This window comes from Streptomyces muensis (assembly GCF_021474425.1).
GTDB lineage: Bacteria > Actinomycetota > Actinomycetes > Streptomycetales > Streptomycetaceae > Streptomyces > Streptomyces muensis.
The window spans coordinates 18,940-40,641 of sequence record NZ_JAKEIP010000128.1; the positions used below are offsets into that span (position 1 = coordinate 18,940).

At 71.9% G+C, this 21,702-nt stretch carries 16 protein-coding genes; 12 read left to right on the forward strand and 4 right to left on the reverse strand.

Annotated features, from left to right (window positions below):
* Position 1: 1 nt before the first annotated feature.
* Positions 2 to 2,764, reverse strand: a complete 2,763-nt coding sequence (locus L0P92_RS26480) for a lysylphosphatidylglycerol synthase transmembrane domain-containing protein (protein WP_234765501.1) — start codon at positions 2,762 to 2,764, stop codon at positions 2 to 4.
* A 186-nt stretch (positions 2,765 to 2,950) separates the two neighbouring features.
* Here L0P92_RS26480 and L0P92_RS26485 point away from each other — a divergent pair, with 186 nt between their 5' ends.
* From L0P92_RS26485 to nudC, 5 genes are all read left to right on the forward strand, one after another.
* The gene (locus L0P92_RS26485) at positions 2,951 to 3,337 is read left to right on the forward strand and encodes an MGMT family protein (protein WP_234765502.1); all 387 of its coding nucleotides are present in this window, start codon (positions 2,951 to 2,953) and stop codon (positions 3,335 to 3,337) included.
* A 257-nt stretch (positions 3,338 to 3,594) separates the two neighbouring features.
* Positions 3,595 to 6,918 (forward strand): ATP-dependent helicase, encoded by a 3,324-nt coding sequence (locus L0P92_RS26490; RefSeq protein ID WP_234765503.1) that lies wholly within the window; start codon positions 3,595 to 3,597, stop codon positions 6,916 to 6,918.
* 115 nt (positions 6,919 to 7,033) lie between these two features.
* Positions 7,034 to 10,507 (forward strand): ATP-dependent helicase, encoded by a 3,474-nt coding sequence (locus tag L0P92_RS26495; protein ID WP_234765504.1) that lies wholly within the window; start codon positions 7,034 to 7,036, stop codon positions 10,505 to 10,507.
* A 10-nt stretch (positions 10,508 to 10,517) separates the two neighbouring features.
* Positions 10,518 to 11,921: a dipeptidase gene (locus L0P92_RS26500; protein ID WP_234765505.1), complete on the forward strand. Its 1,404-nt coding sequence runs from the start codon at positions 10,518 to 10,520 to the stop codon at positions 11,919 to 11,921.
* A gap of 165 nt (positions 11,922 to 12,086) precedes the next feature.
* Entirely contained in the window at positions 12,087 to 13,028 is a 942-nt protein-coding gene (gene nudC, locus L0P92_RS26505) for an NAD(+) diphosphatase (RefSeq protein ID WP_234765506.1), read from the forward strand.
* A gap of 79 nt (positions 13,029 to 13,107) precedes the next feature.
* Here the strand turns inward: nudC and L0P92_RS26510 are convergent, their stop codons facing one another.
* Positions 13,108 to 13,350, reverse strand: coding sequence for a mycoredoxin (locus L0P92_RS26510; RefSeq protein WP_234765507.1), 243 nt, complete (start codon positions 13,348 to 13,350; stop codon positions 13,108 to 13,110).
* Positions 13,351 to 13,477: 127 nt separating this feature from the next.
* Here L0P92_RS26510 and L0P92_RS26515 point away from each other — a divergent pair, with 127 nt between their 5' ends.
* From L0P92_RS26515 to L0P92_RS26535, 5 genes are all read left to right on the forward strand, one after another.
* A complete protein-coding gene (locus tag L0P92_RS26515; protein WP_237696084.1) occupies positions 13,478 to 15,730 on the forward strand; it encodes an ATP-dependent DNA helicase UvrD2 in 2,253 nt (750 codons plus the stop codon).
* Positions 15,731 to 15,895: 165 nt separating this feature from the next.
* Positions 15,896 to 16,222, forward strand: coding sequence for a hypothetical protein (locus L0P92_RS26520; RefSeq protein WP_234765509.1), 327 nt, complete (start codon positions 15,896 to 15,898; stop codon positions 16,220 to 16,222).
* A gap of 174 nt (positions 16,223 to 16,396) precedes the next feature.
* On the forward strand, positions 16,397 to 16,765 hold the full coding sequence (locus tag L0P92_RS26525; RefSeq protein ID WP_031479359.1) for a WhiB family transcriptional regulator: 369 nt from the start codon (positions 16,397 to 16,399) through the stop codon (positions 16,763 to 16,765).
* Complete coding sequence (locus L0P92_RS26530; RefSeq protein WP_234765510.1) at positions 16,762 to 17,085, forward strand: putative WhiB-interacting protein; 324 nt, start codon at positions 16,762 to 16,764, stop codon at positions 17,083 to 17,085. Before L0P92_RS26525 ends, L0P92_RS26530 begins: the two co-directional genes overlap by 4 nt.
* A 136-nt stretch (positions 17,086 to 17,221) precedes the next feature.
* On the forward strand, positions 17,222 to 17,431 hold the full coding sequence (locus tag L0P92_RS26535; protein WP_234765519.1) for a hypothetical protein: 210 nt from the start codon (positions 17,222 to 17,224) through the stop codon (positions 17,429 to 17,431).
* 25 nt (positions 17,432 to 17,456) lie between these two features.
* Here L0P92_RS26535 and L0P92_RS26540 read toward each other — a convergent pair whose 3' ends face one another.
* Entirely contained in the window at positions 17,457 to 18,827 is a 1,371-nt protein-coding gene (locus L0P92_RS26540; protein ID WP_234765520.1) for an ABC1 kinase family protein, read from the reverse strand.
* Entirely contained in the window at positions 18,820 to 20,040 is a 1,221-nt protein-coding gene (locus L0P92_RS26545) for a TOMM precursor leader peptide-binding protein (protein ID WP_234765524.1), read from the reverse strand. The genes L0P92_RS26540 and L0P92_RS26545 overlap by 8 nt, the downstream gene beginning before the upstream one ends.
* Before the next feature lie 284 nt (positions 20,041 to 20,324).
* Here L0P92_RS26545 and L0P92_RS26550 point away from each other — a divergent pair, with 284 nt between their 5' ends.
* Both L0P92_RS26550 and L0P92_RS26555 read left to right on the forward strand, forming a co-directional pair.
* Positions 20,325 to 20,921 (forward strand): M48 metallopeptidase family protein, encoded by a 597-nt coding sequence (locus L0P92_RS26550; protein WP_234765525.1) that lies wholly within the window; start codon positions 20,325 to 20,327, stop codon positions 20,919 to 20,921.
* Positions 20,922 to 21,038: 117 nt separating this feature from the next.
* Positions 21,039 to 21,702, forward strand: a 664-nt coding sequence (locus L0P92_RS26555; protein ID WP_234765527.1) for a TerD family protein, incomplete at its 3' end; no start/stop codon positions are given.

Below are 21,702 nucleotides of genomic sequence, written 5' to 3' on the forward strand. Positions count from 1 at the left end.
GCTACAGCGCGCCCTTGCGGGTCAGGTGGTTGAAGGCCAGCCAGCCCGGCAGCACGGGCAGCCACAGTGTCAGCAGCCGGAACAGCAGCACGGCGGGCGCGGCGACCTCGCTGGGCAGGCCCACGGCGATCAGACCGACCGTCAGGGTCGCCTCAACGGCGCCCACGCCGCCCGGGGTCGGTGCTGCGGAGCCGAGGGCGTTGCCCGCCAGGAAGACGACGGCCACGCTGGCGATGCTGAGCGAGGTGCCCTCGCTGCCGAACGCGCGGATCGAGGCGTCCAGGCACATCACGAAGCAGGCGGTCAGCAGCAGCATGCCGCCGATGCCGGTGACCAGCTTCTGCGGCCGCTGCAGCACGTCGAGCATGCGCGGGACGACTCCCGCGAACAGCGACCTCACGCGCGTGACGACGAACTTCCGCAGGAACGGCACCGAGGTCACCACGAGGACCAGCACCGCCACCGTTAGCAGACCCGCGATGACCGTCCGGGACGGCGACAGCGACGGCGTCTTCTCGGTGCCGGTCAGATAGCCGAAGGACAGCAGCATCAGGATGTGGCAGCCGAGCCCGAACAGCTGCGACGCGCCGACGCTCGCCACCGCGAGCCCCGGCCGCACTCCCGCGCGCTGGAGGAAGCGGGTGTTCAGAGCGACGCCGCCGACCGCCGCAGGCGCGACGATCTTCACGAACGACCCGGCGACCTGGGCCGCGACCGTCCTCCGGAACGGCACACGCTCGGGCACGAAGCCCAGCAGCGCCATCGCCGCCGCGAAGTAGCTGGCCGCCGAGAACAGCACGGCGGCGGCCACCCAGCCCCACTGAGCGTTGGAGATGAGCGGGCCGAACTCGATGTGCGTGAGCTGTGTCAGCAGGAAGTACGCGCCGATGGCACCGGCGATGAAACTGATCAGTGTGCGCGGCCGCACCCGTTCCAGGCGGGCCGGTTCGACCGGTGCCTGCGGCCTGATCAGCAGCACCTCGTGGCGGATCTGGGTGAGCAGATCCTCCTCGCGCGCCTCGTCCAGAGCCTCGTCGATGGCCCGCTTCTCGGCCCGCGCCTGCGCCCGTACGGTCTTCTTGTCCGGCTTGTCGAGGGCCGGCGTGGCCTCGCTCGGGGCTTCCTCGCTGCGGGCGTGCCTCGCGTGCTTGGACGCCTCCAGTACGGCGTCACGCTCGCGCTGGGCCCTCTCCCGGGCCAGTCTGCGCAGCGTCGCGCGCGTGGAGCGGCTCAGAGCGATGGGCTGGAGCATCGGCAGGCAGTCGGCCACCGCGTCCGGGCCGAGCACGCTCACCGCCGAGGCCACCGCGCGCTCGGCGCCCACGCGCAGGCCGAGGGTCACCAGCAGCTGGGAGATGTCCATGCGCAGCAGCAGGCTGTTCGCCGCGATCTCACCGATTCGCAGATCTGTGATGATCACTTTGCCGGAACGATCCACCAGAATCGCGTCACCCACCAGCCTGCGGTGCGCGATGCGCCGGGACTGCAACGCCTTGACCTGGAGCCAGGTGTCGCGCAGCAGATCGTCGGTGATCTCCTCGTCCGACAGCGAGTCCAGGGTGTGCCCGCCGGTGTGCTCGTAGACCAGCATCACGGCGTCCGGGCCGAGCTCGGAGGTGGCGATCAGCTTCGGCGCGTTCGCGCCGGCCGCGATGGCCGCGTAGGCGAGCAGCGCCTCCTGCTCCAGCGCCTGGCGCAGCGACTGGAGGCTGCTTCGGGTGGCGAAGCCGCGCAGCGTCAGATTGCGCCACGCGCGATAGAAGAAGCCCTGCGCCTGCTGCTCCCGGTCGACCACGGTCACGTCCAGCGGCGGACCGTCCTCCAGGGTGACGAAGTAGCGCCGGCCGCGGTCGCCGGTCTCCTGGGTGTCGGAGATCTCCTCGCGGGCCGCGCTCACCGGGCGGAAGCCGACGTGCCTGAGGCCCGCCATGAGGGTCCGTCCGGTGGGCCGGACATTGGGCGAGCCGACCGCGTACAGCGTGCCGTAGGCGACGGTCCAGCCGATCAGCAGCGTCAGGAGGATCGAGAACGGCGTGGTGTAGCCGGTGACCAGCATGGAGAAGGCGTAGAGGACCAAGACCGCCCAGAGCACCGCACGCCAGCGCGGTCTGCGGGACATGCCCACGGCCGTCATGTACGCGATCACCGGCGCGAGATACCCGTGCACCGGGTCGGTGAGGGAGCCGACGTCGCCGGGTGAGGGCTGGGTGAGGGCGTCCCGGATGGACTCAGGGGCGGCCCGCGCGACCCACAGGTCCGTGGCGAGCGTCACCCCGTGCGCGAGGACGGCCGCGAGGACACCGTCGGCGATCCGCAGCCCGTCCCGCTTGATGAGCCGCTCGATCGCGAAGGCGACGGGCACCAGGAGGATCGCGATGCTGGAGACGAGCCCGGCCATCTTGCTGAACACGTCGGGCGCCTGCCCGGTGCCCTTGTTGATGTCCTGTTCGAGGCCCGAGGTGGTGCCGTGCGCGAACGCGGCGACAGCGAGCAGCAGCACGATGCCGAGCACGCCCACGAGGAGCCGCATCAGGTCGGAGGGACGGTGCACGCGCGCGGGGAGCAGCGGTTCGTCGCCCTCGACCTCGTCGGCGTGCGCCTCGTCCAGGTCGTACGCGGCCTCGTCCTTCTCGCCGGGGTCGCTGCCGCTGCCCTTGTCGCCGCCGTCGCCGGTGTCCTTCTTGCCGGCGTTCGCGGTGCCCGGGCGCGACGAAGCGTCAGAGGTGCTCTCCGCGTCCTCCGGGTGCACACCCTGCTGCTTCATCGTCTCTTCTTGATCTCGTATCACCAGTCACCGCCCGCACGATGGTGGCATGCTCCACCGACACACGGGGGCATCAGGGTGCAAATGCGGGGGCGCACAGTCTGCCCGAAGCGTCGCCGCAGGGCGAGGCACACGCACAGTGGCCAGCGCGTCACATTGTCGGTGGGGTGGGGCAGGATGGGCCGGATGAGTGAGGAGAGTCTCCCGAACGACGGCCGCCCGGACCACGCGGACGCGCTGCCGGAGTACGCCGAGCGGGTCCTGGAGGTCGCCGAGCTGATTCCGCCGGGCCGCGTCATGACGTACGGGGATGTCGCGGAGTGGCTGGAGGAGGGCGGGCCCCGCCAGGTCGGCCGCGTGATGTCCCTCTACGGGGGCGCCGTTCCGTGGTGGCGGGTGGTCCGCGCGGACGGGGTCATGCTGCCCGGGCACGAGCTGAGGGTGCTGGAGCACTACCGCGCGGAGGGCACGCCGCTGAAGGAGGCGAGCAGGGCCGCCGAGGGCCACCTGCCGCGCCTCGACATGAGGCGGGCGCGCTGGGACGGCGGCGAACGCGCACAGGGTCACACCTGACAGCTTCCGCCATCGGAGGACCCGCTGTGTGACCCGTGATCCGTATGAGCGAAAGGGGGCACGTCCGTGGCATGACGTACGTTCGTGAGGTGAGGGACGTACGTGTCGCGAGTGAACCGAGGGATGAATCGGAAGCCCTGCTTCCGCACCACCGCTCGGCGTAGCGTCGGCTGCGCGTGTCCCCCTCACCCCGCGGCCACCGCCCTCCACGCGCGAGGGGCGTCCCACCAGCACACCCACCAGGACCGGCGAACCACGTGAGCTCCTCTTCCTCCACCAGGCGCCTGTCGCACTCCCAGGTGCGACAGGGGACCCGTGGCGCTTACCGGCTGGTGCGTACTCCCGTCGTACGAACGGCTCCCCCTCGTCTGGACGCGGCACAGCGCGCCGTGGTTGACCACAAGGCCGGCCCGCTGCTCGTTCTCGCAGGCCCGGGCACCGGCAAGACCACCACGCTCGTCGAGTCGGTGGCGGCCCGCGTCGCCCGTGGCGGGGACCCCGAGCGCATCCTGGTGCTGACGTTCAGCCGCAAGGCGGCCGTGGAGCTGCGCGACCGCATGGCACTGCGCATGGGAGCGGCCCGCGCGCCCCGGGCGACCACGTTCCACTCGTTCTGCTACGCCCTGGTCCGCGCCCACCAGGACAGTGACCTGTTCGTGGAGCCGATGCGGCTGCTGTCCGGCCCCGAGCAGGACGTGACCGTACGGGAGCTGCTCGCGGGACAGCCGGACCTGGAGCGACTCGGACTCGCCCATGTGCGCTGGCCGGACGAACTGCGCGCCTGTCTGACCACCCGGGGCTTCGCCGACGAGGTCCGCGCGGTCCTCGCCCGCAGCCGTGAACTCGGCCTCGGCCCGGACGCGCTCGACGCCTTCGCCCGCCGCATCGGCCGCCCCGACTGGCGTGCCGCGGCCTCCTTCCTCGCCGAGTACCTCGACGTGCTCGACATGCAGGGCGTCCTCGACTACGCCGAACTCGTCCACCGCGCGGTGCTCCTCGCCCGCCGCCCCGAGGCCGCCCAGCGGCTCGCCGCGCGGTACGACGCCGTGTTCGTCGACGAGTACCAGGACACCGACCCGGCCCAGGTACGGCTGCTGCACGCCCTCGCCGGGGGCGGGCGCACCCTCGTCGCCTTCGGCGACCCCGACCAGTCGATCTACGCGTTCCGGGGCGCCGACGTGAACGGCATCCTGGAGTTCCCGCACGCCTTCCCGCGCGCGGACGGCCGCCCCGCACCCGTCGAGGTCCTGCGCACCTCCCGCCGCTCCGGCGCCGCACCGCTGGCCGCGACCCGGCTGCTGACCCAGCGCATGCCGCTCACCCGGCTCCCGGCGGAGAAGGTGCGCGCCCACCGCGAGCTCGCCCCGGTCCGCGACGGCGGCCGCGTCGAGGTCTTCACCTACCCGACAGCCGGCACCGAGCTGGACAACATCGCCGACATCCTGCGCAGGGCGCACCTGGAGGACGGCGTGCCCTGGGGCGAGATGGCCGTCCTGGTGCGCGCCGGGTCGCGCACGATCCCGACGGTGCGCCGGGCGCTCACCGCCGCGGGTGTGCCGCTGGACATCGACGGCGACGACCTGCCCCTGCGGCACGAGCCGGCGGTGGCGCCGCTGCTGACGGCGTTGCGGGCCGTGGCCACGGCGGAGGCAGCGGTACGTCCCGAGGCCGGGACCTCGACCGAGGAGCCGGAGCGGTCCTGGCTCGACACCGAGACCGCCCTCACCCTGCTCGCCTCCCCCCTCGCCGGCATGGACGCCGCCGACCTGCGCCGTCTCGGACGGGCCCTGCGCGACGAGGAGCGGTCCGCCGGCAACCCCTTGCCGCCGCCCTCGGACGAGCTGCTCGCGCGAGCGCTGGCCGAGCCGGAGCGGCTGGCGGTGCACGACCCCACGTACGCGCGTGGCGCCCAACGCCTCGGCGCGCTGCTCCGCAAGGCCCGTGAGCGCCTCGCGGGCGGCGGTACGGCCGAGGAGGCGCTGTGGGACCTGTGGGAGGGCACACCCTGGCCCGGCCGCCTGGAGCGGGCCGCCCGACGCGGCGGCGCCGCCGGACGCAACGCCGACCGTGACCTCGACGCCGTATGCGCCCTGTTCGCGACGGCGACCCGCGCGGAGGAGCGCACCGGCGGCCGGGGCACCCTGAACTTCCTGGCGGAGATCGAGGCCGAGGACATCGCCGCGGACACCCTCACGCGGCGTGCCGTGCGCCCCGACGCCGTGCGCCTGATGACCGCGCACCGCTCCAAGGGCCTGGAGTGGCGTCTGGTCGTCGTCGCGGGCGTTCAGGAAGGCCTGTGGCCGGATCTGCGCCGCCGCGGCTCCCTTCTGGAGGCCGACCGCATCGGCCGCGACGGACTCGCCGAACCGCTCACCCCAGGAGCCCTGCTGGCCGAGGAGCGTCGCCTGTTCTACGTCGCCGCCACGCGCGCGCGTGAACGTCTCGTCGTCACGGCGGTGAAGGCCCCGGCGGACGACGGCGACCAGCCTTCCCGCTTCCTGACCGAGCTCGGCGTCGAACCGAGGGACGTCACCGGCCGCCCGCGCCGCCCCCTGGCCGTCGCCGCGCTCGTCGCCGAGCTCCGGGCGACGACGGTCGACCCGCGCGCGTCGCACACGCTCAGGGAGGCCGCCGCCCGCCGGCTGGCCCGGCTCGCCGCGCTCGCCGACGAGGACGGCCGCCCGCTGGTGCCCGCCGCGCACCCCTACCGCTGGTGGGGCATGTTCGAGCCGACCGAGTCCAAGGTGCCGCTGCGCGACCGCGACCAGCCCGTGGTGCTCTCCGGAAGCGCCCTCGACCAGCTCGCCAACACCTGCTCCCTGCAATGGTTCCTGGGCCGCGAGGTGAAGGCCGACGCGCCCGCGACCGTCGCCCAGGGCTTCGGCAACGTGGTGCACGTCCTCGCCGACGAGGTCGCTTCCGGGCACACCCCGGCCGACCTCGCCGTCCTCATGGAGCGCCTCGACTCCGTGTGGAACGCGCTGGCCTTCGACGCGCCGTGGAAGTCGGCACAGGAGAAGGACAACGCGCGCGTGGCGCTCGAACGCTTCCTGAAGTGGCACGTGATGGACCGCGCGGGGCGCACCCCGGTGGCCAGCGAACACGACTTCGACGTCACTCTTGAAGCGGGCGACTTCGAGGTGCGCATCCGCGGCCAGATGGACCGCGTCGAGGCCGACGGCGAAGGACGCGCCTACGTCGTCGACTTCAAGACCGGCAAGCAGGCGCCCAGCGCGGCCGAGGTGGCCCGCCACCCGCAGCTCGCCGTCTATCAGCTCGCCGTCCACGAGGGCGCCGTCGACGAGGCCTTCGACGGCGTACGTCCCGAACCGGGCGGCGCCGAACTGGTCCAGCTGCGCCAGGGCGCCGCCAAGCGGGACGGCGGCGAGACACTGCCCAAGGTGCAGGGGCAGGAGCCCTTGGACGGCGGCGAGGGGGAATGGGTCGGCGACCTGCTCGCCACGGCCGCGGGCAAGGTCCTCGACGAACGGTTCACCCCCACCACCGGCCAGCACTGCACACACTGCGCTTTCCGGGCGTCCTGCAGCGCGCGGCCCGAGGGGCGGCACGTGGTCGAGTGACGCATCGTCAGTGACCGGGGTGACCGATCCCACCTCCCGTGCTGACCTGCGCATCTCCCGTACCCGAGGGCCGATCCGGCACTCACTGTCAGTGCCCGCGGCTAGCCTCTGCGATGTGCCCGCCCGTATCACCGATCCCGATCAGCTCAAGGAGCTCCTCGGCATCCCGTTCACCCCGGAGCAGACGGCCTGCATCATCGCGCCGCCCGCCCCGCAGGTGATCGTGGCCGGAGCCGGGTCGGGCAAGACGACGGTGATGGCGGCGCGCGTGGTGTGGCTGGTCGGCACCGGCCAGGTCGCCCCCGAACAGGTCCTGGGCCTGACCTTCACCAACAAGGCCGCCGGTGAACTCGCCGAGCGCGTCCGCAAGGCGCTCGTCAGGGCCGGTGTCACCGATCCCGACGTCATCGACCCGGACAACCCGCCGGGCGAGCCGGTGATCTCGACGTACCACGCCTTCGCGGGCCGTCTGCTGACCGACCACGGCCTGCGCATCGGCCTCGAACCGACCTCCCGACTGCTCGCCGACGCCACCCGCTACCAGCTCGCCGCGCGCGTGCTGCGCGAGGCACCGGGCCCGTACCCGGCCCTCACCCGGTCCTTCGCCGACCTGGTCAGCGACCTCCTCGCCCTCGACTCGGAACTCGCCGAGCACCTCGTCACGCCCGAGGCCCTGCGCGCGTACGACGCCGAGCTGCTGCTCGGCCTCCAGGGCGCCAAGCTCACCAACGCCGATCTGCGCAAGGTCCCCGAGGCGGCCGCCGCGCGCCGGGAACTCGCCGAACTCGTCGTTCGCTACCGCGCCGCCAAGAGGGAGCGCGATCTGCTCGACTTCGGCGACCAGATCGCCCTGTCGGCACAGCTCGCAGGCATCCCCGAGGTGGGACGCGTCCTGCGCGACGAGTTCCGCGTGGTCCTCCTGGACGAGTACCAGGACACGTCCGTCGCCCAACGCGTCCTCCTGGCAGGCATGTTCGGTGACGGCACCGGCCACCCGGTGACCGCCGTCGGCGACCCCTGCCAGGCGATCTACGGCTGGCGCGGCGCCTCCGTCGCCAACCTGGACGACTTCCCCGAGCACTTCGCCCACGCCGACGGCCGCTCCGCGACCCGCCAGGCGCTCAGTGAGAACCGCCGCAGCGGCGGCCGACTCCTCGACCTCGCGAACGGTCTCGCGGAGCCCCTGCGCGCCCTGCACGCGGGCGTGGAGGCCCTCCGCCCCGCCCCGGGAGCCGAGCGGGACGGCATGGTCCGCTGCGCGCTGCTGCCCACCCACGCCGAGGAGATCGACTGGCTCGCCGACTCCGTCGCGCACCTCGTCCGCACCGGAAAGGAGCCCGGCGAGATCGCCGTCCTGTGCCGTACGGCGACGGACTTCGCCGAGATCCAGGGCGCGCTCGTCGCCCGGGACGTCCCCGTCGAGGTGGTCGGCCTGTCCGGGCTGCTCCACCTGCCCGAGGTCGCCGACCTGGTCGCCGTCTGCGAGGTCCTCCAGGACCCCGGCGCCAACGCCTCCCTGGTCCGCCTGCTCACCGGCCCACGCTGGCGGATCGGCCCGCGCGACCTCGCCCTCCTGGGGCGCCGCGCACGGATGCTGGTGTCCCACGCGCGCGTGGACGGCGACGACGACCCGGACCGTCGGCTCGCCGAGGCGGTCGAGGGGGTCGACCCCGCCGAGGTGATCTCCCTCGCGGACGCCCTCGACACCTTCCTGGAGACGCCGCTGGACGGCGACGGTGACGACGACAGACTGCCGTTCTCGCCGGACGCGCGCGTGCGGTTCGCGCGCCTGGCCACCGAACTGCGCGACCTGCGCCGCTCCCTGTCCGACCCGCTGATGGACGTCCTGCACCGCGTCCTCGCCGTCACCGGCCTGGAAGTGGAACTGTCCGCCTCCCCGCACGCGCTGGCCGCCCGCCGCCGCGAGACCCTGTCCAACTTCCTCGACATCGCCGCCTCGTTCGCGGCCGGCGACCACGAGGCGACCCTGCTCGCCTTCCTCGGCTTCCTGCGCACCGCCGCCCAGTACGAGAAGGGCCTGGACAACGCCCTGCCCGGCGGCGAGAACACCGTCAAGGTGCTCACCGCGCACAAGTCCAAGGGCCTGGAGTGGGACGTCGTCGCCGTCCCCGGCCTGGTCACCGGCACCTTTCCCAGCACCCAGGGCCGCGAGAAGTGGACCGCGCAGGGCAAGGTGCTGCCGCACGAACTGCGCGGCGACGCCGACACGCTCCCCGACGTTCCCTCCTGGGACTCCCGCGGCCTGAAGGCCTTCCACGAAGCCATGAAGGAGCACCAGCACACCGAGGAACTCCGCCTCGGCTACGTCACCTTCACCCGCCCCCGCTCCCTCCTCCTCGGCTCCGGCCACTGGTGGGGCCCCAGCCAGAAGAAGCCCCGCGGCCCCTCCGACTTCCTCCAGGCCCTGTACGACCACTGCGCTGCCGGTCACGGCGAGATCGAGGCGTGGGCCGACGAACCGGCCGAGGACGAGGAGAACCCGGCCCTGCACCGGGAGACCGCCGACCAGGTGTGGCCCCTGCCCCTCGACGACGCCGCCCTGACCCGGCGCCGCGCGGCCGCCGAGACGGTCCTGGCCCACCTGGAGAACATCGGCTCCCGCGAGGACGGCCATGCCGCCGCGACGCACGACCCGGACACCTACGAGGATCCGGACTGGCCCGCGCCACCGGACGACGAAGCGTTCGACGACGAGTTCACCGGCGAGTTCATTGACGAGTTCCCCGACGAGCTCCCCGAGGACGGCGCCGACGACTGGGACTCCTGGACCACGGACCGTCCGACAGCCGTCCAGACGGCCCCGACTGTCCCGCACCAGGCGACGTCCCCGGAGGAAGCCCGCACCATAGCCTCCTGGGACCGCGACCTCGACGCACTCACCGGGGAACTCCTGCGCGCCCGCGCGAGCGTCACGGACGTACCCCTGCCCGCGGCGCTGACCGCGTCCCAGCTGCTGCGGCTGGCCGCCGACCCGGACGGGTTCGCACAGGAACTCGCGCGCCCCATGCCGCGCCCCCCACAACCCGCCGCACGTCGAGGCACCCGATTCCACGCCTGGGTAGAAGCCCGCTTCGAAGAGCTGACGCTGCCCATGCTGGAACCGGAGGACCTGCCCGGAAGCGAGGCCGAGATCGCCGACGAGCGCGACCTGGAAGCCCTCAAGGACGCCTTCGAGCGCACGGAGTACGCGCACCGCACGCCGTACCGGGTCGAGGCCCCCTTCCAGCTCGTGATCGCCGGCCGCGTCGTACGGGGCCGTATCGACGCCGTGTACAAGGACGTCGACGCCGACGGGGCGACGACGTACGAGATCGTCGACTGGAAGACCAACCGGAGCCGTACCGCCGACCCGCTCCAGCTCGCCCTGTACCGGCTCGCCTGGGCCGAGCAGCAGGGAGTGCCCCTGGGGTCGGTCGACGCCGTGTTCCTGTACGTCCGCAGCGGCGAGGTCGTGCGCCCGGACGACCTGCCGGGCCGGGCCGCACTGGAGCGGCTGCTGACCGGGGAGCCGGTCGCGGAGGCGGGGTGTGAGGAACCGCCCACCGAGGATGTCGGTGCGGGCCGATAGGCTCGTGACCATGAGCCAGACCCCGGACAGCGCCGTCCGCACGTACATCGAGCAGCATCGCGCCGCCTTCCTCGACGACCTCGCCGAGTGGTTGCGCATCCCCTCCGTGTCGGCCCAGCCCGACCACGCCCCCGATGTACGCCGCAGCGCCGACTGGCTCGCCGCCAAGCTCAAGGAGAACGGCTTCCCGACCACCGAGATCTGGCCCACGCCGGGCGCGCCCGCCGTCTTCGCCGAGTGGCCCTCCGACGACCCCGAGGCGCCCATGGTCCTCGTCTACGGCCACCACGACGTGCAGCCTGCCGCCCGCGAGGACGGCTGGGACAGCGAGCCCTTCGAGCCCGTCGTCCGCGAAGGGCGTCTCTACGCGCGCGGGGCGGCCGACGACAAGGGCCAGGTGTTCTTCCACACACTCGGCGTCCGCGCCCACCTCGCCGCCACCGGCCGCACCACCCCGGCCGTCAACCTGAAGCTGCTGATCGAGGGCGAGGAGGAGTCCGGTTCCCCCCACTTCCGCGCGCTCGTCGAGGAGCACGCGGACCGGCTCGCCGCCGACACCGTGATCGTCTCCGACACCAGCATGTGGGACGAGGACACCCCCTCCGTGTGCACCGGCATGCGCGGCCTCGCCGAGTGCGAGATCCGCCTCCACGGCCCCGACCAGGACATCCACTCCGGGGCCTTCGGCGGCGCCGTCCCCAACCCCGCCACGGCCGCCGCCCGCCTCGTCGCCGCCCTGCACGACGAGGACGCGCGCGTGACGATCCCCGGCTTCTACGACGGCATCGTCGAACTGACCGACCGCGAGCGCGCGCTCTTCGCCGAACTGCCCTTCGACGAGGAGGAGTGGCTGCGTACGGCCAAGTCGTACGCCACTCACGGCGAGGCCGGACACACCACCCTGGAGCGCGTCTGGGCCCGCCCCACCGCCGAGGTCAACGGCATCGGCGGCGGTTACCAGGGCCCCGGCAGCAAGACGATCATCCCGTCCTCCGCGATGGTCAAGCTCTCCTTCCGGCTGGTCGCCGGCCAGGACCCCCACCACATCGAGAAGGCCGTCCGAGCCTGGGCCGCCGAGCAGGTGCCCGCCGGAATCCGGCAGGAGATCACCTTCGCGCCGGCCACGCGCCCGTGCCTGACTCCGCTGGACCACCCGGCCCTCCAGTCCGTCGTACGGGCCATGGGGCGCGCCTTCGACAAGCCCGTCCGCTTCACCCGTGTGGGCGGCTCGGGCCCCGCCGCCGACCTCCAGGACGTCCTCGGCGCACCCGTGCTCTTCCTCGGCATCTCCGTCCCCTCCGACGGCTGGCACGCCCCGAACGAGAAGGTCGAGCTCGCCCTGCTCCTCAAAGGCGTCGAGACCACCGCCCACCTCTTTGGCGACCTGGCCGCGAACTGGCGCCATGAGCCCTGATCCGTCCGGGCGGTCCGGGCCGTCCCAAGGGGCATCGCGGGCGGGGCACACTGAGAAGGCCGCCCCGGACCACAGAGCCCAGCCGCACCCGGTCGCCGCCCGTCCCACGTCCCGCCGATACGCCCGCCGAAGCACACCGTTCCACTGGGGGAGTTGGAAGCACCCGTGACCACCTCGACCGACCACACCGCCGACCGACCCATCTCGCTCACCGCCCCGAGCGGCATCGACCGCGCCGCCCACCACCGGCTCGACGAGGCCTGGCTCGCGGCGGCATGGAGCCATCCCACGACCCGCTGCTTCGTGGTTTCCGGTGGCCAGGTCCTCATCGACGAGACGGCGGACGGGCGCACCGAACTCGTCATGACCCCCTCCTTCGAGGCCCCTCTCACCGAGGCGCACCGCTACTTCCTCGGCATCGACGAGGAGGGCGTCAGCTACTTCGCGCTACAGAAGGACGCGCTGCCCGGCCGCATCGACCAGTCCGCGCGCGCGGCCGGGCTGCGCGAGGCGGGCCTGCTGCTGTCGCCGCGCGACGCCGGTCTGATGGTGCACGCCGTCGGCCTGGAGAACTGGCAGCGCACCCACCGCTTCTGCTCCCGCTGCGGCGAGCGCACGGTGATCGCCGCGGCCGGCCACATCCGCCGTTGCCCCGCCTGCGGCGGCGAGCACTACCCGCGCACCGACCCCGCCGTGATCATGGCCGTCACCGACGAGGACGACCGCATCCTCCTGGGCCGCCAGGTCCACTGGCCCGAGGGCCGCTTCTCGACGCTCGCCGGTTTCGTCGAGCCCGGTGAGTCCATCGAGCAGGCGGTGCGCCGCGAGGTCTTCGAGGAGGCCGGTGTCACCGTCGGGCAGGTCGAGTACGTCGCCAGCCAGCCGTGGCCCTTCCCGTCCAGCCTCATGCTGGGCTTCATGGCCCGCGCCACCTCCACCGAGGTCCAGGTCGACGGGGACGAGATCCACGAGGCCCGCTGGTTCTCCCGGGAGGAACTGCGCGCGGCCTTCGACTCCGGCGAGGTCATGCCGCCGTACGGCATCTCGATCGCGGCCCGCCTGATCGAGCTCTGGTACGGCAAGCCGCTGCCGACGCGCAGCGTCTAGGCGGCGTAGAGGGCACAGACAGCAAAGAGGAAGGGTGGCCGTCCCGGCTCGGGACGGCCACCCTTCCTCTTTGCGTGTCTCACACGCTGATCTTCTGCTTCACCTGAGCCAGCGACGGGTTCGTCAGCGTCGAACCGTCCGCGAAGAGCACGGTCGGGACCGTCTGATTTCCGCCATTCGCCTTCTCGACGAACGCCGCGGACTCGGGGTCCTGCTCGATGTTGATCTCGGTGTACGCGATGCCCTCACGGTCCAGCTGCTTCTTCAGCCGCTGGCAGTAGCCGCACCACGTGGTGCTGTACATCGTCACAGTGCCCTGCATGTCTCGCGCGCTCCTCTGATGGCTCGGGGAAACAGGTCGTTCAGAGGGGGAACGTACGCGACCGGGGCGCCATTCCCACCCGGGGTATGCCCGGCGCGTGACGCCTGCCGCATTAGTACGACTATCGATGCCTGCCTGTGGACAACCGGCACAGCCGTCTCCGGCGACCTGGCAGCATGGCGGTGTGACAGCAGCAACGCACTCCTCCCTTTTCCCGCAGGTGCCGGATTCTGCCGACGCGGTGCTCGAAGGGCTCGACCCCGAGCAGCGCGAGGTGGCCACCGCCCTGCAGGGTCCGGTGTGCGTGCTCGCGGGCGCCGGCACGGGCAAGACCCGGGCGATCACGCACCGCATCGCCTACGGCGTGCGCGCCGGCATCCTCCAGCCCTCCAGCGTGCTCGCCGTCACCTTCACCAACCGTGCCGCCGGAGAGATGCGCGGGCGGCTACGGCAGCTCGGTGCCGCCGGGGTCCAGGCCCGCACCTTCCACTCGGCGGCCCTGCGGCAGCTCCAGTACTTCTGGCCGAAAGCGGTCGGCGGCTCCATGCCCCGGCTGGTCGACCGCAAGATCCAGCTCGTCGCGGACGCGGCCGCCGCCTGCCGCATCCGCCTCGACCGGGGCGAGCTGCGGGACGTCACCGCCGAGATCGAGTGGTCCAAGGTCACCCAGACCGTCCCCGCCGACTATCCACCCGCCATCGCCAAGGCGGGCCGCGACGCCCCCCGCGACCCCGCCGAGATCGCCCAGATCTACAACGTCTACGAGGACCTCAAGCGGGACCGCTCCGTCATCGACTTCGAGGACGTCCTGCTGCTCACGGTCGCCATCCTCCAGGACCGGCACGACATCGCCGACCAGGTCCGCTCCCAGTACCAGCACTTCGTGGTCGACGAGTACCAGGACGTCAGCCCGCTCCAGCAGCGCCTGCTGGAGCTGTGGCTCGGCGACCGCGACAACCTGTGCGTGGTCGGCGACGCCAGCCAGACGATCTACTCCTTCACAGGAGCAACTCCCGACCATCTGCTCGATTTCCGCACCCGCCACCCCGGTGCCACCGTCGTCAAGCTGGTCCGCGACTACCGCTCCACACCCCAGGTCGTTCACCTCGCCAACGGCCTGCTCGCCCAGGCCCGGGGCCGCGCCGCCGACCACCGCCTGGAACTGGTCTCACAGCGTGAGGCGGGGCCCGAACCCGTCTACACCGAGTACACCGACGAACCCGCCGAGGCCGAAGGCGCCGCCCGCCGTATCCGCGAACTGATGGACTCCGGCGTCCCGGCCGCCGAGATCGCCATCCTGTTCCGTACGAACGCCCAGTCCGAGACCTATGAGCAGGCCCTGGCCGACGCGGGCGTGCCCTACCAGCTGCGCGGCGCCGAGCGGTTCTTCGACCGCCCCGAGGTGCGCAAGGCCGGTATCGCCCTGCGCGGCGCGGCCCGGTTCGGCGGCAACGACTCACTTCTCGACGACGCCCCCGACCTCCCCTCGCAGGTGCGCGCCGTGCTGTCGGGGGAGGGCTGGACGACCCAGCCCCCGGCCGGCTCCGGCGCCGTCAGAGAGCGCTGGGAGTCACTGGCCGCCCTGGTGAACCTCGCCCAGGACTTCGCCACCGCCAGACCCGACGCCACCCTCGCCGACCTCGTCGCCGAACTCGACGAGCGGGCGAACGCCCAGCACGCCCCGACCGTCCAGGGCGTCACCCTCGCCTCCCTGCACTCGGCCAAGGGCCTGGAGTGGGACGTCGTCTTCCTGGTCGGGGTCGCCGAGGGCATGATGCCGATCACCTACGCAAAGACCGATGAGCAGATCGAGGAGGAACGCCGCCTCCTCTATGTCGGCGTCACGCGCGCCAGGCGGTACCTCCATGTCTCCTGGGCGCTCACCCGCGCGCCCGGCGGCCGTCCGAACCGCCGCCCCAGCCGCTTCCTGGACGGACTGCGCCCCGGCTCGGCCGCCACCGCCGGACGCACCGCCGCAGTCGGCTCCGGAGGCGTCGTGCGCGGCTTCACGAGCAGACCGGACGCCGCTCCGAGACGCACCCAGCGCACCCCGGCGCGCTGCCGCGTCTGCGGGCGCACCCTCACCGACGCCGGCGAGATGAAGCTGATGCGCTGCGAGGGCTGTCCCTCCGACATGGACGAGGGCCTCTACGAACGACTCCGTGAGTGGCGTGGGATTCAGGCGCGGCTCAGCGGACAGCCGGACTTCTGCGTCTTCACGGACAGGACCCTGATGGCCATCGCCGAGGCGGAGCCGGTCAGTCCGGTTGAGCTGTCGCGCATCCCCGGCGTCCTCAAGCGCAAGCTCGACCGCTACGGGGCCGATGTGCTGGCCATCTGCGCAGGTCAGGAGGTTGGGGACGGCGCCGACGGGGAATGACACCAACTCGTCGAAAAAATAGTTTGCGCATGCCCCAGCAATCCCCATAGGTTCTTAGCCACGGGAACGGAGGCCTTCTCGGAGGCCCCAATTCCGTGTTCTACTTGCATACCCGTCGGACTGGCTCACCCCAGTCCCCTTAGACGCCGAGAGGAGGCGAGTCCAGTGATCAGCATCAACACCAGCTCCATCAGCATCGTGAAAATGACCGATCGCTCGGTCGTCGCCTCCCTGTGCATGCTCGGCGTCTCCAACCGGGGCACCGGTGTGTCCGGCATTCGTGCCGAGCGCCCGGCCTCCGCCCTGTCTCTCGCGGGTCTCCCTGTCCGCGTGAGCAATGAGCGACCGACCAAGGCACTGGAAGCGGCAGTAGAGGCAAAGGCGCAGGCCTATGCCTTCACGGCGACCGGTGCCGGATTCCGGAAGCAGACGACGCAGCACCACCAGATGTGGGCCTTCCGTGGGCCAGAACCCTGGAGTGATCCAGCCTGATCGCCGATCAGGCCGGCGCCTTCAGGGCCGCGGAACCCCATCCGGGATCCGCGGCCCTTCTGTTTGTCCTCCAACGGGGATGACGGAGCGAAGGGGCCTCGGGCCAAGAAAGACCCGGTACCAGCCGCCACCCGGCCCAACAGGGCCGGAACGACCAGACGAGGAAGACGAACCGTGCAACTCGAAGCGCACGCCCCGTCCGTACCGCCTTCAGACGTGATCCCCAAGCCCGGCCTCACGGAGGACTCCACCTTGACCCCGCTCACTGCGCTCACCGCGCTCGACGACGCCATCGAGAACCTCGGCGTACCCGTCCCCTGCCGTTCCTACGACCCGGAGGTCTTCTTCGCCGAGTCGCCGGCGGACGTCGAGTACGCCAAGTCCCTCTGCCGCACCTGCCCGCTGATGGAGGCCTGCCTCGCCGGCGCCAAGGAGCGGCGTGAGCCCTGGGGCGTCTGGGGTGGCGAGCTGTTCGTCCAGGGTGTCGTCGTCGCCCGGAAGCGGCCGCGTGGTCGCCCGCGCAAGAACCCGGTCACGGCATGAACACCGCAGGAACGATCGACCGCCCCCTCACGCACGACCCCCAGAAGCAGGCCCCGATGAAGCCGTCCACCCACGAACTCGCAGGCTCCGCGCCTGAAGACTTCACCACGAAGGGCGCGAACGACTCGCGTCAGAACAGGAACCGAGAGATGCAACTCATCCAAGAAGCCCTGGCACGTGCGCATATGCACGAGCGCCAGCACGAGGCCGAGCAGGAACGCCGGGCCATGCGCCTGGCGACCGCTCGCCGCATGCAGCGCAGGGCCGAGCGTGCCTCGCTGCGCGCCCGCCGCGCGCTCGCCATGGCGGTCATGCAGTAACCGACCACACCACCAGGTGGTGGCCTCCCGACCCGGGAGGCGGTAGCTCCCCGCGGGGGCCGGTCCGTGCGAACGGACCGGCCCCCGCGGTGCGTTGTGCCAGCTGATCAGCGGGGGACGGCGGTATCGTCGCCGAGTGACGAGTCCTTCCGGAGGCAGTGACAACGGCGGCTCCGCAACGGAGTCCCAGCAGCTCGTATGCGCCCGCTGCGGCGCCCGGGCCAACGCCCCGCAGCCCACCTGGACCTGCTCCGTGGAGAACGGCACCCGCCACTACATCTGCGACACCTGCTCCCGGGAGAACCTCAGAGCGATCGAGGGGCGACTCGACTCGGCCTGGTGGTAGACCCGCTCACGCCTTGGCCGCCGGCTCAGGCCTCGGCCGCCGACTCCTCCTCGTCCGTGATCTCCTGCGGAACGAACCCCGGCAGCCACTCCTCCAGTTCCTCGCGCAGCCGCACCGTCGCGCCCAGCTGGCACAGCACCCCGATCGTGCTCAACGTCACCCGATGGATCAGGAGGTACGCCGGAGGCAGATTGAGCTGTTTGCCCAGCTGATAGGCAGGGGAACGGGGGTCGGCCACACGGGCGGCCTGGCTGCGCATCCAGCCGCGGGTGAAGGTGAACTCATCGACCAGGGCCGGTTCGATGATCGGCAGCAGGTAGTCGAGGACGGCGTCGGGTTCCAGGTCGATGGACTCCTTGACGAAGCCCTCGGCACAGAGAAGCTCGTAGACGGCGTCGGCCTCGCCGTCCAGGGTCATACGCAGCGACTCACCGATCGGCGTCGGCAGGCCGCCCGGAAGGCGGTCGACCGTGCCGAAGTCCAGGACGCCCAGCCGCCAGTCGTCGGCACCTTCGGGGCCGCCCGGCAGAAGACGGAAGTTGCCCGGGTGCGGGTCGGCGTGCAGAAGACCGGTGCGGGCGGGGCCGGAGAAGAGGAAGCGGGCCAGGAGCTGACCGGCGCGGTTGCGCTGCTCCTCGGTGCCGTCCGAGATCACCTCCGACAGCGGGATGCCGTCGATCCACTCCGTGACCAGGACCTGGTCGCACTGCTGGACCACGGCCGGCACGACCACGTCCGGGTCGTCGGCGAACTCCTCCGCGTGCGCCTGCTGGGCCTGCGCCTCCAGGGCGTAGTCCAGTTCCTCGGAGACCCGGTCCTTGAGCTCCGTGATCAGCGGCTTGACGTCCATGCCGGGAACCAACGGGCCCAGCAGCCGGGCGAAACGACTCAATTGGTTCAGGTCGGACAGCAGTGCCTCGCCGGCTCCCGGGTACTGGACCTTGACCGCCACCTCACGGCCGTCGTGCCACACCCCCCGGTGCACCTGGCCGATCGAGGCCGCCGCGGCGGGCTTGTCCTCGAACTCCAGGAACAGGTCGTGCCAGTCCTCGCCGAGCCGCTCCGCCAGCACCGCGTGCACGGTGCGCGTCGGCATCGGGGGCGCCGCCTCCTGCAACTTGGTGAGCGCCGCGCGGTAAGGACCGGCGATCTCCTCGGGCAGGGCCGACTCGAAGACGGACAGGGCCTGGCCGAACTTCATCGCGCCGCCCTTGAGCTCGCCGAGCACCTTGAACAGCTGCTCCGCGGTGCGTTGCTGCAGCTCGCGGCCGACGATCTCCGCGGACTCGCCGACGATCCGCTTGCCGAGTCCCCAGGTCGCCCGTCCGGCGAAGCCGAGCGGAAGCGCGGCGAGCTTGGCGGTACGGGTGACCGCCTTGCGGGGAAGATCAGACATGCGCCCTCCAGGTCCCAGCCGGCCGCTTCGCGTCTGCCTTACGGGGCAACTCCTTCGACGGCCCTTGCTCCGCCATTGTCTCGTGTGACCCCGCGTCCTCGGAGGGGTGTTCTCGCTCACCTTTCTCCGTGGCGCCGCAAGGACACGCGGGGTGTGCCCACACCGGTCGGGCGTGCCAGCTGAGACCGGGCAGGGACACCTCCCAGCGTGCACCCGTGCTCGACGGAACCCGGCCGTCCAGGAACGCGAGGGCGTGGGCGGCGGCCAGTCCGGCGACCGTGGTGGCCAGCGTGAGATCGCAGGGCCGCACCTGGCGTGCCCTGCCCAGGCCCGAGCGCCACTGCGCGACCAGGCGGGGCCAGACCGGGTCCCGGTCGGTCCGCCCCTCGTGGAGACAGCCGGCGCAGCCGGTCTCGCCGGGCAGGACGAACGGGCCGACCACGCCGGTCGCCTCCACGACACCGGCGTACAGATGGGGCGTACCGGAAGAGATCAGGGGTTCGGCGGTGGACGGAGAGGGGGCGTGCACCGCGACGTCGTCCCTCGGCGCGATGATCACCAGCGAGTGGCCCGTGTCGTCCGCCTCGCGAGGTGACGGGGAGCCACGGCGCGGTGGACGGTCCGGTGCGCAGCGGCGGGCGGCCCGCCGCGCCGCCTGGTCCCTGCGTTCGCCGACCGCCTCCGCGGGCAGTCCGCCCGGCGCCACGTCCCCCGGCTCGACCCGGCCGACGTCCCGTACGTCGACCTCGCCGACCCCGGCGCCCGACAACAGTGAGGCCACCATCGAACCCACCCGGCCGGCTCCCCTCACCTGCACCCGCAGTGAGCGGCGGGCGGCGAGCCGGCCGATCGCCTCGCCCGGCTCGGACGTGGTCAGGGACAGGGAGGCCAGATCGGGGCGCAGCCGGTCCAGGACCTCTGCCTTGCGTCGCAGTGCGTCGGCCGCCGGGCCGCCGCCCTTCGCGTCGTCGAGGAGCCCGGCCCCCGCCAGCCGCCGCACCAGCCCCTCGACATGACCGTCCGGCAGATCCATGCGGCGGCCCTCTTCGCGCAACAGCTCCAGCCCGCGGGTGCCGTTGAGCAGATCGAGGAAGCTGCCCGTCGCCGTGTCCATCGGACCCACCGTCAGCGCGTGTGCCGGAGTCATCCCGAACTGCACGGTGTTGAGATCCCGCCAACCGCGCCGGAGCGCGGGCTTCAGCAGTGGAGCCACCGGTACCGCCGCGTCTTCCGCAGCCTCAGAAACCGTCGAAATCGCCGAAACCGTCGCTTGCATGAACAGGCCCCCGTAGCCCTCGTGGAACGTCCCCGTGTGCCGGTGGAGCTCGGTCGCAGCTCCGCCGGTGACTGCCAGCATGCCCCGACGCGGCGCCCGGCGCCGAAAGTTGTCCACAGGCGGTGGATATTCGTCGTACAAATCAAACGCATGGTGGGGGATCGGCATCGAACCGTCCCGGAGTCGGGACTTCCCCCATGTGCAGCGGGTAACGTCGGGGCGTGTCCGCCGACCCACTGCACCGCGCCGGAACGCCGCAGCGCCGTACGACGAGCCCGCCGTCGAGCGGCTCGGGAGCGAGCGCGATCGAGGTCCGCAGGAGCGCCCGGCGCCGCCGGACGGTCTCGGCGTACCGCGAGGGCGACCGCACCGTCGTGCTCATCCCTGCCCGGATGTCCGAGGCGGAGGAGCAGCGCTGGGTGAACGTCATGCTCGACAAGCTGGCCGCCCAGGAGAGCAAGCGGGTCCTCGGTGACGCCGAACTGGCCGAGCGCGCCGAGCGGCTGTCGGAACAGTACTTCGACGGCCGCGCCCGGCCCAGCTCGGTCCGCTGGGTCACCAACCAGAACACACGCTGGGGCTCGTGCACCCCGGCCGAGGGCAGCATCCGTCTCTCACACCGGTTGCAGGGCATGCCCGAGTACGTCGTCGACTACGTCCTCCTGCACGAACTCGCGCATCTCCTCGTGCCCGGTCACGGCCCCCGCTTCTGGCGGCTGCTGGAGGCTTATCCACGCACCGAGCGGGCGAAGGGCTACCTCGAAGGCGTGGTCGCAGCCGAGCGGCTGCCCCATGTGCCCGGCGCGCGCAGCGAATGACGCGCCCCACCTCTGTCCGGGTGTGTATCGGGTCTGTACCGGCTTCGCTCGATGTCCGAGTTTGCAGTTAGCCTGGCGCGACGCACTCACATTCGGGATGGGGGACGGTCGTTACGCATGGCCAGGGAATTCCAACGCGGCCACAAGGCCAAGATCAGTGACCTCACCGCGGGCACGGATCTGTACGTAGGGGTACAGATCGCCGCTCCGGGGCTGAGCTTCGACATCAGCTGCTTCGGTCTCGACGCCGACGAACGGCTCTCGGACGACCGTTACTTCGTCTTCTTCAACCAGCCGAAGTCCCCCGAGGAGTCCATCCAGCTCCTCGGCACCCAGGCCGGTGACACGGAGTCCTTCCGGGTCACGCTCGACAAGATCCCTCCGCAGATCCAGAAGCTGTCCTTCACGGCGACGATCGACGGCGCCGGACAGATGTCGCAGGTCGGCCCCGGGTACATCCGCATCGTCGCGGGCGGCGAGGAGGTGGCCCGCTACGCCTTCAGCGGCTCGGAGTTCTCCACCGAACGTGCCGTCATGCTGGGCGACTTCTACCTCAAGGACGTCTGGCGGTTCGCCGCGGTCGGCCAGGGCTTCGACGGCGGCCTCGAGGCGCTGCTGAGGAACTTCGGCGGCGAGGTCGCCGAGGAGGAGACGCCCGCCGCAGCGCCGCAGCCGCAGCAGCCCCAGGCCGGTGCGGCCCCTGGCTTCGCACCGCCCGCCCAGGCCACCGCACCGCCCGCGTTCGGCGCCCCGGCCGGGGCGCCTGCCCCTGCCCCTGCTC

Bases quoted from the DNA above. Each gene is read 5' to 3' on its own strand.
- L0P92_RS26480 (WP_234765501.1), bottom strand. From the start codon at position 2,764: ATGAAGCAGCAGGGTGTGCACCCGGAGGACGCGGAGAGCACCTCTGAC.
- L0P92_RS26485 (WP_234765502.1), top strand. From the start codon at position 2,951: ATGAGTGAGGAGAGTCTCCCGAACGACGGCCGCCCGGACCACGCGGAC.
- L0P92_RS26500 (WP_234765505.1), top strand. From the start codon at position 10,518: ATGAGCCAGACCCCGGACAGCGCCGTCCGCACGTACATCGAGCAGCAT.
- L0P92_RS26510 (WP_234765507.1), bottom strand. From the start codon at position 13,350: ATGCAGGGCACTGTGACGATGTACAGCACCACGTGGTGCGGCTACTGC.
- L0P92_RS26515 (WP_237696084.1), top strand. From the start codon at position 13,478: ATGCCTGCCTGTGGACAACCGGCACAGCCGTCTCCGGCGACCTGGCAG.
- L0P92_RS26530 (WP_234765510.1), top strand. From the start codon at position 16,762: ATGAACACCGCAGGAACGATCGACCGCCCCCTCACGCACGACCCCCAG.
- L0P92_RS26540 (WP_234765520.1), bottom strand. From the start codon at position 18,827: ATGTCTGATCTTCCCCGCAAGGCGGTCACCCGTACCGCCAAGCTCGCC.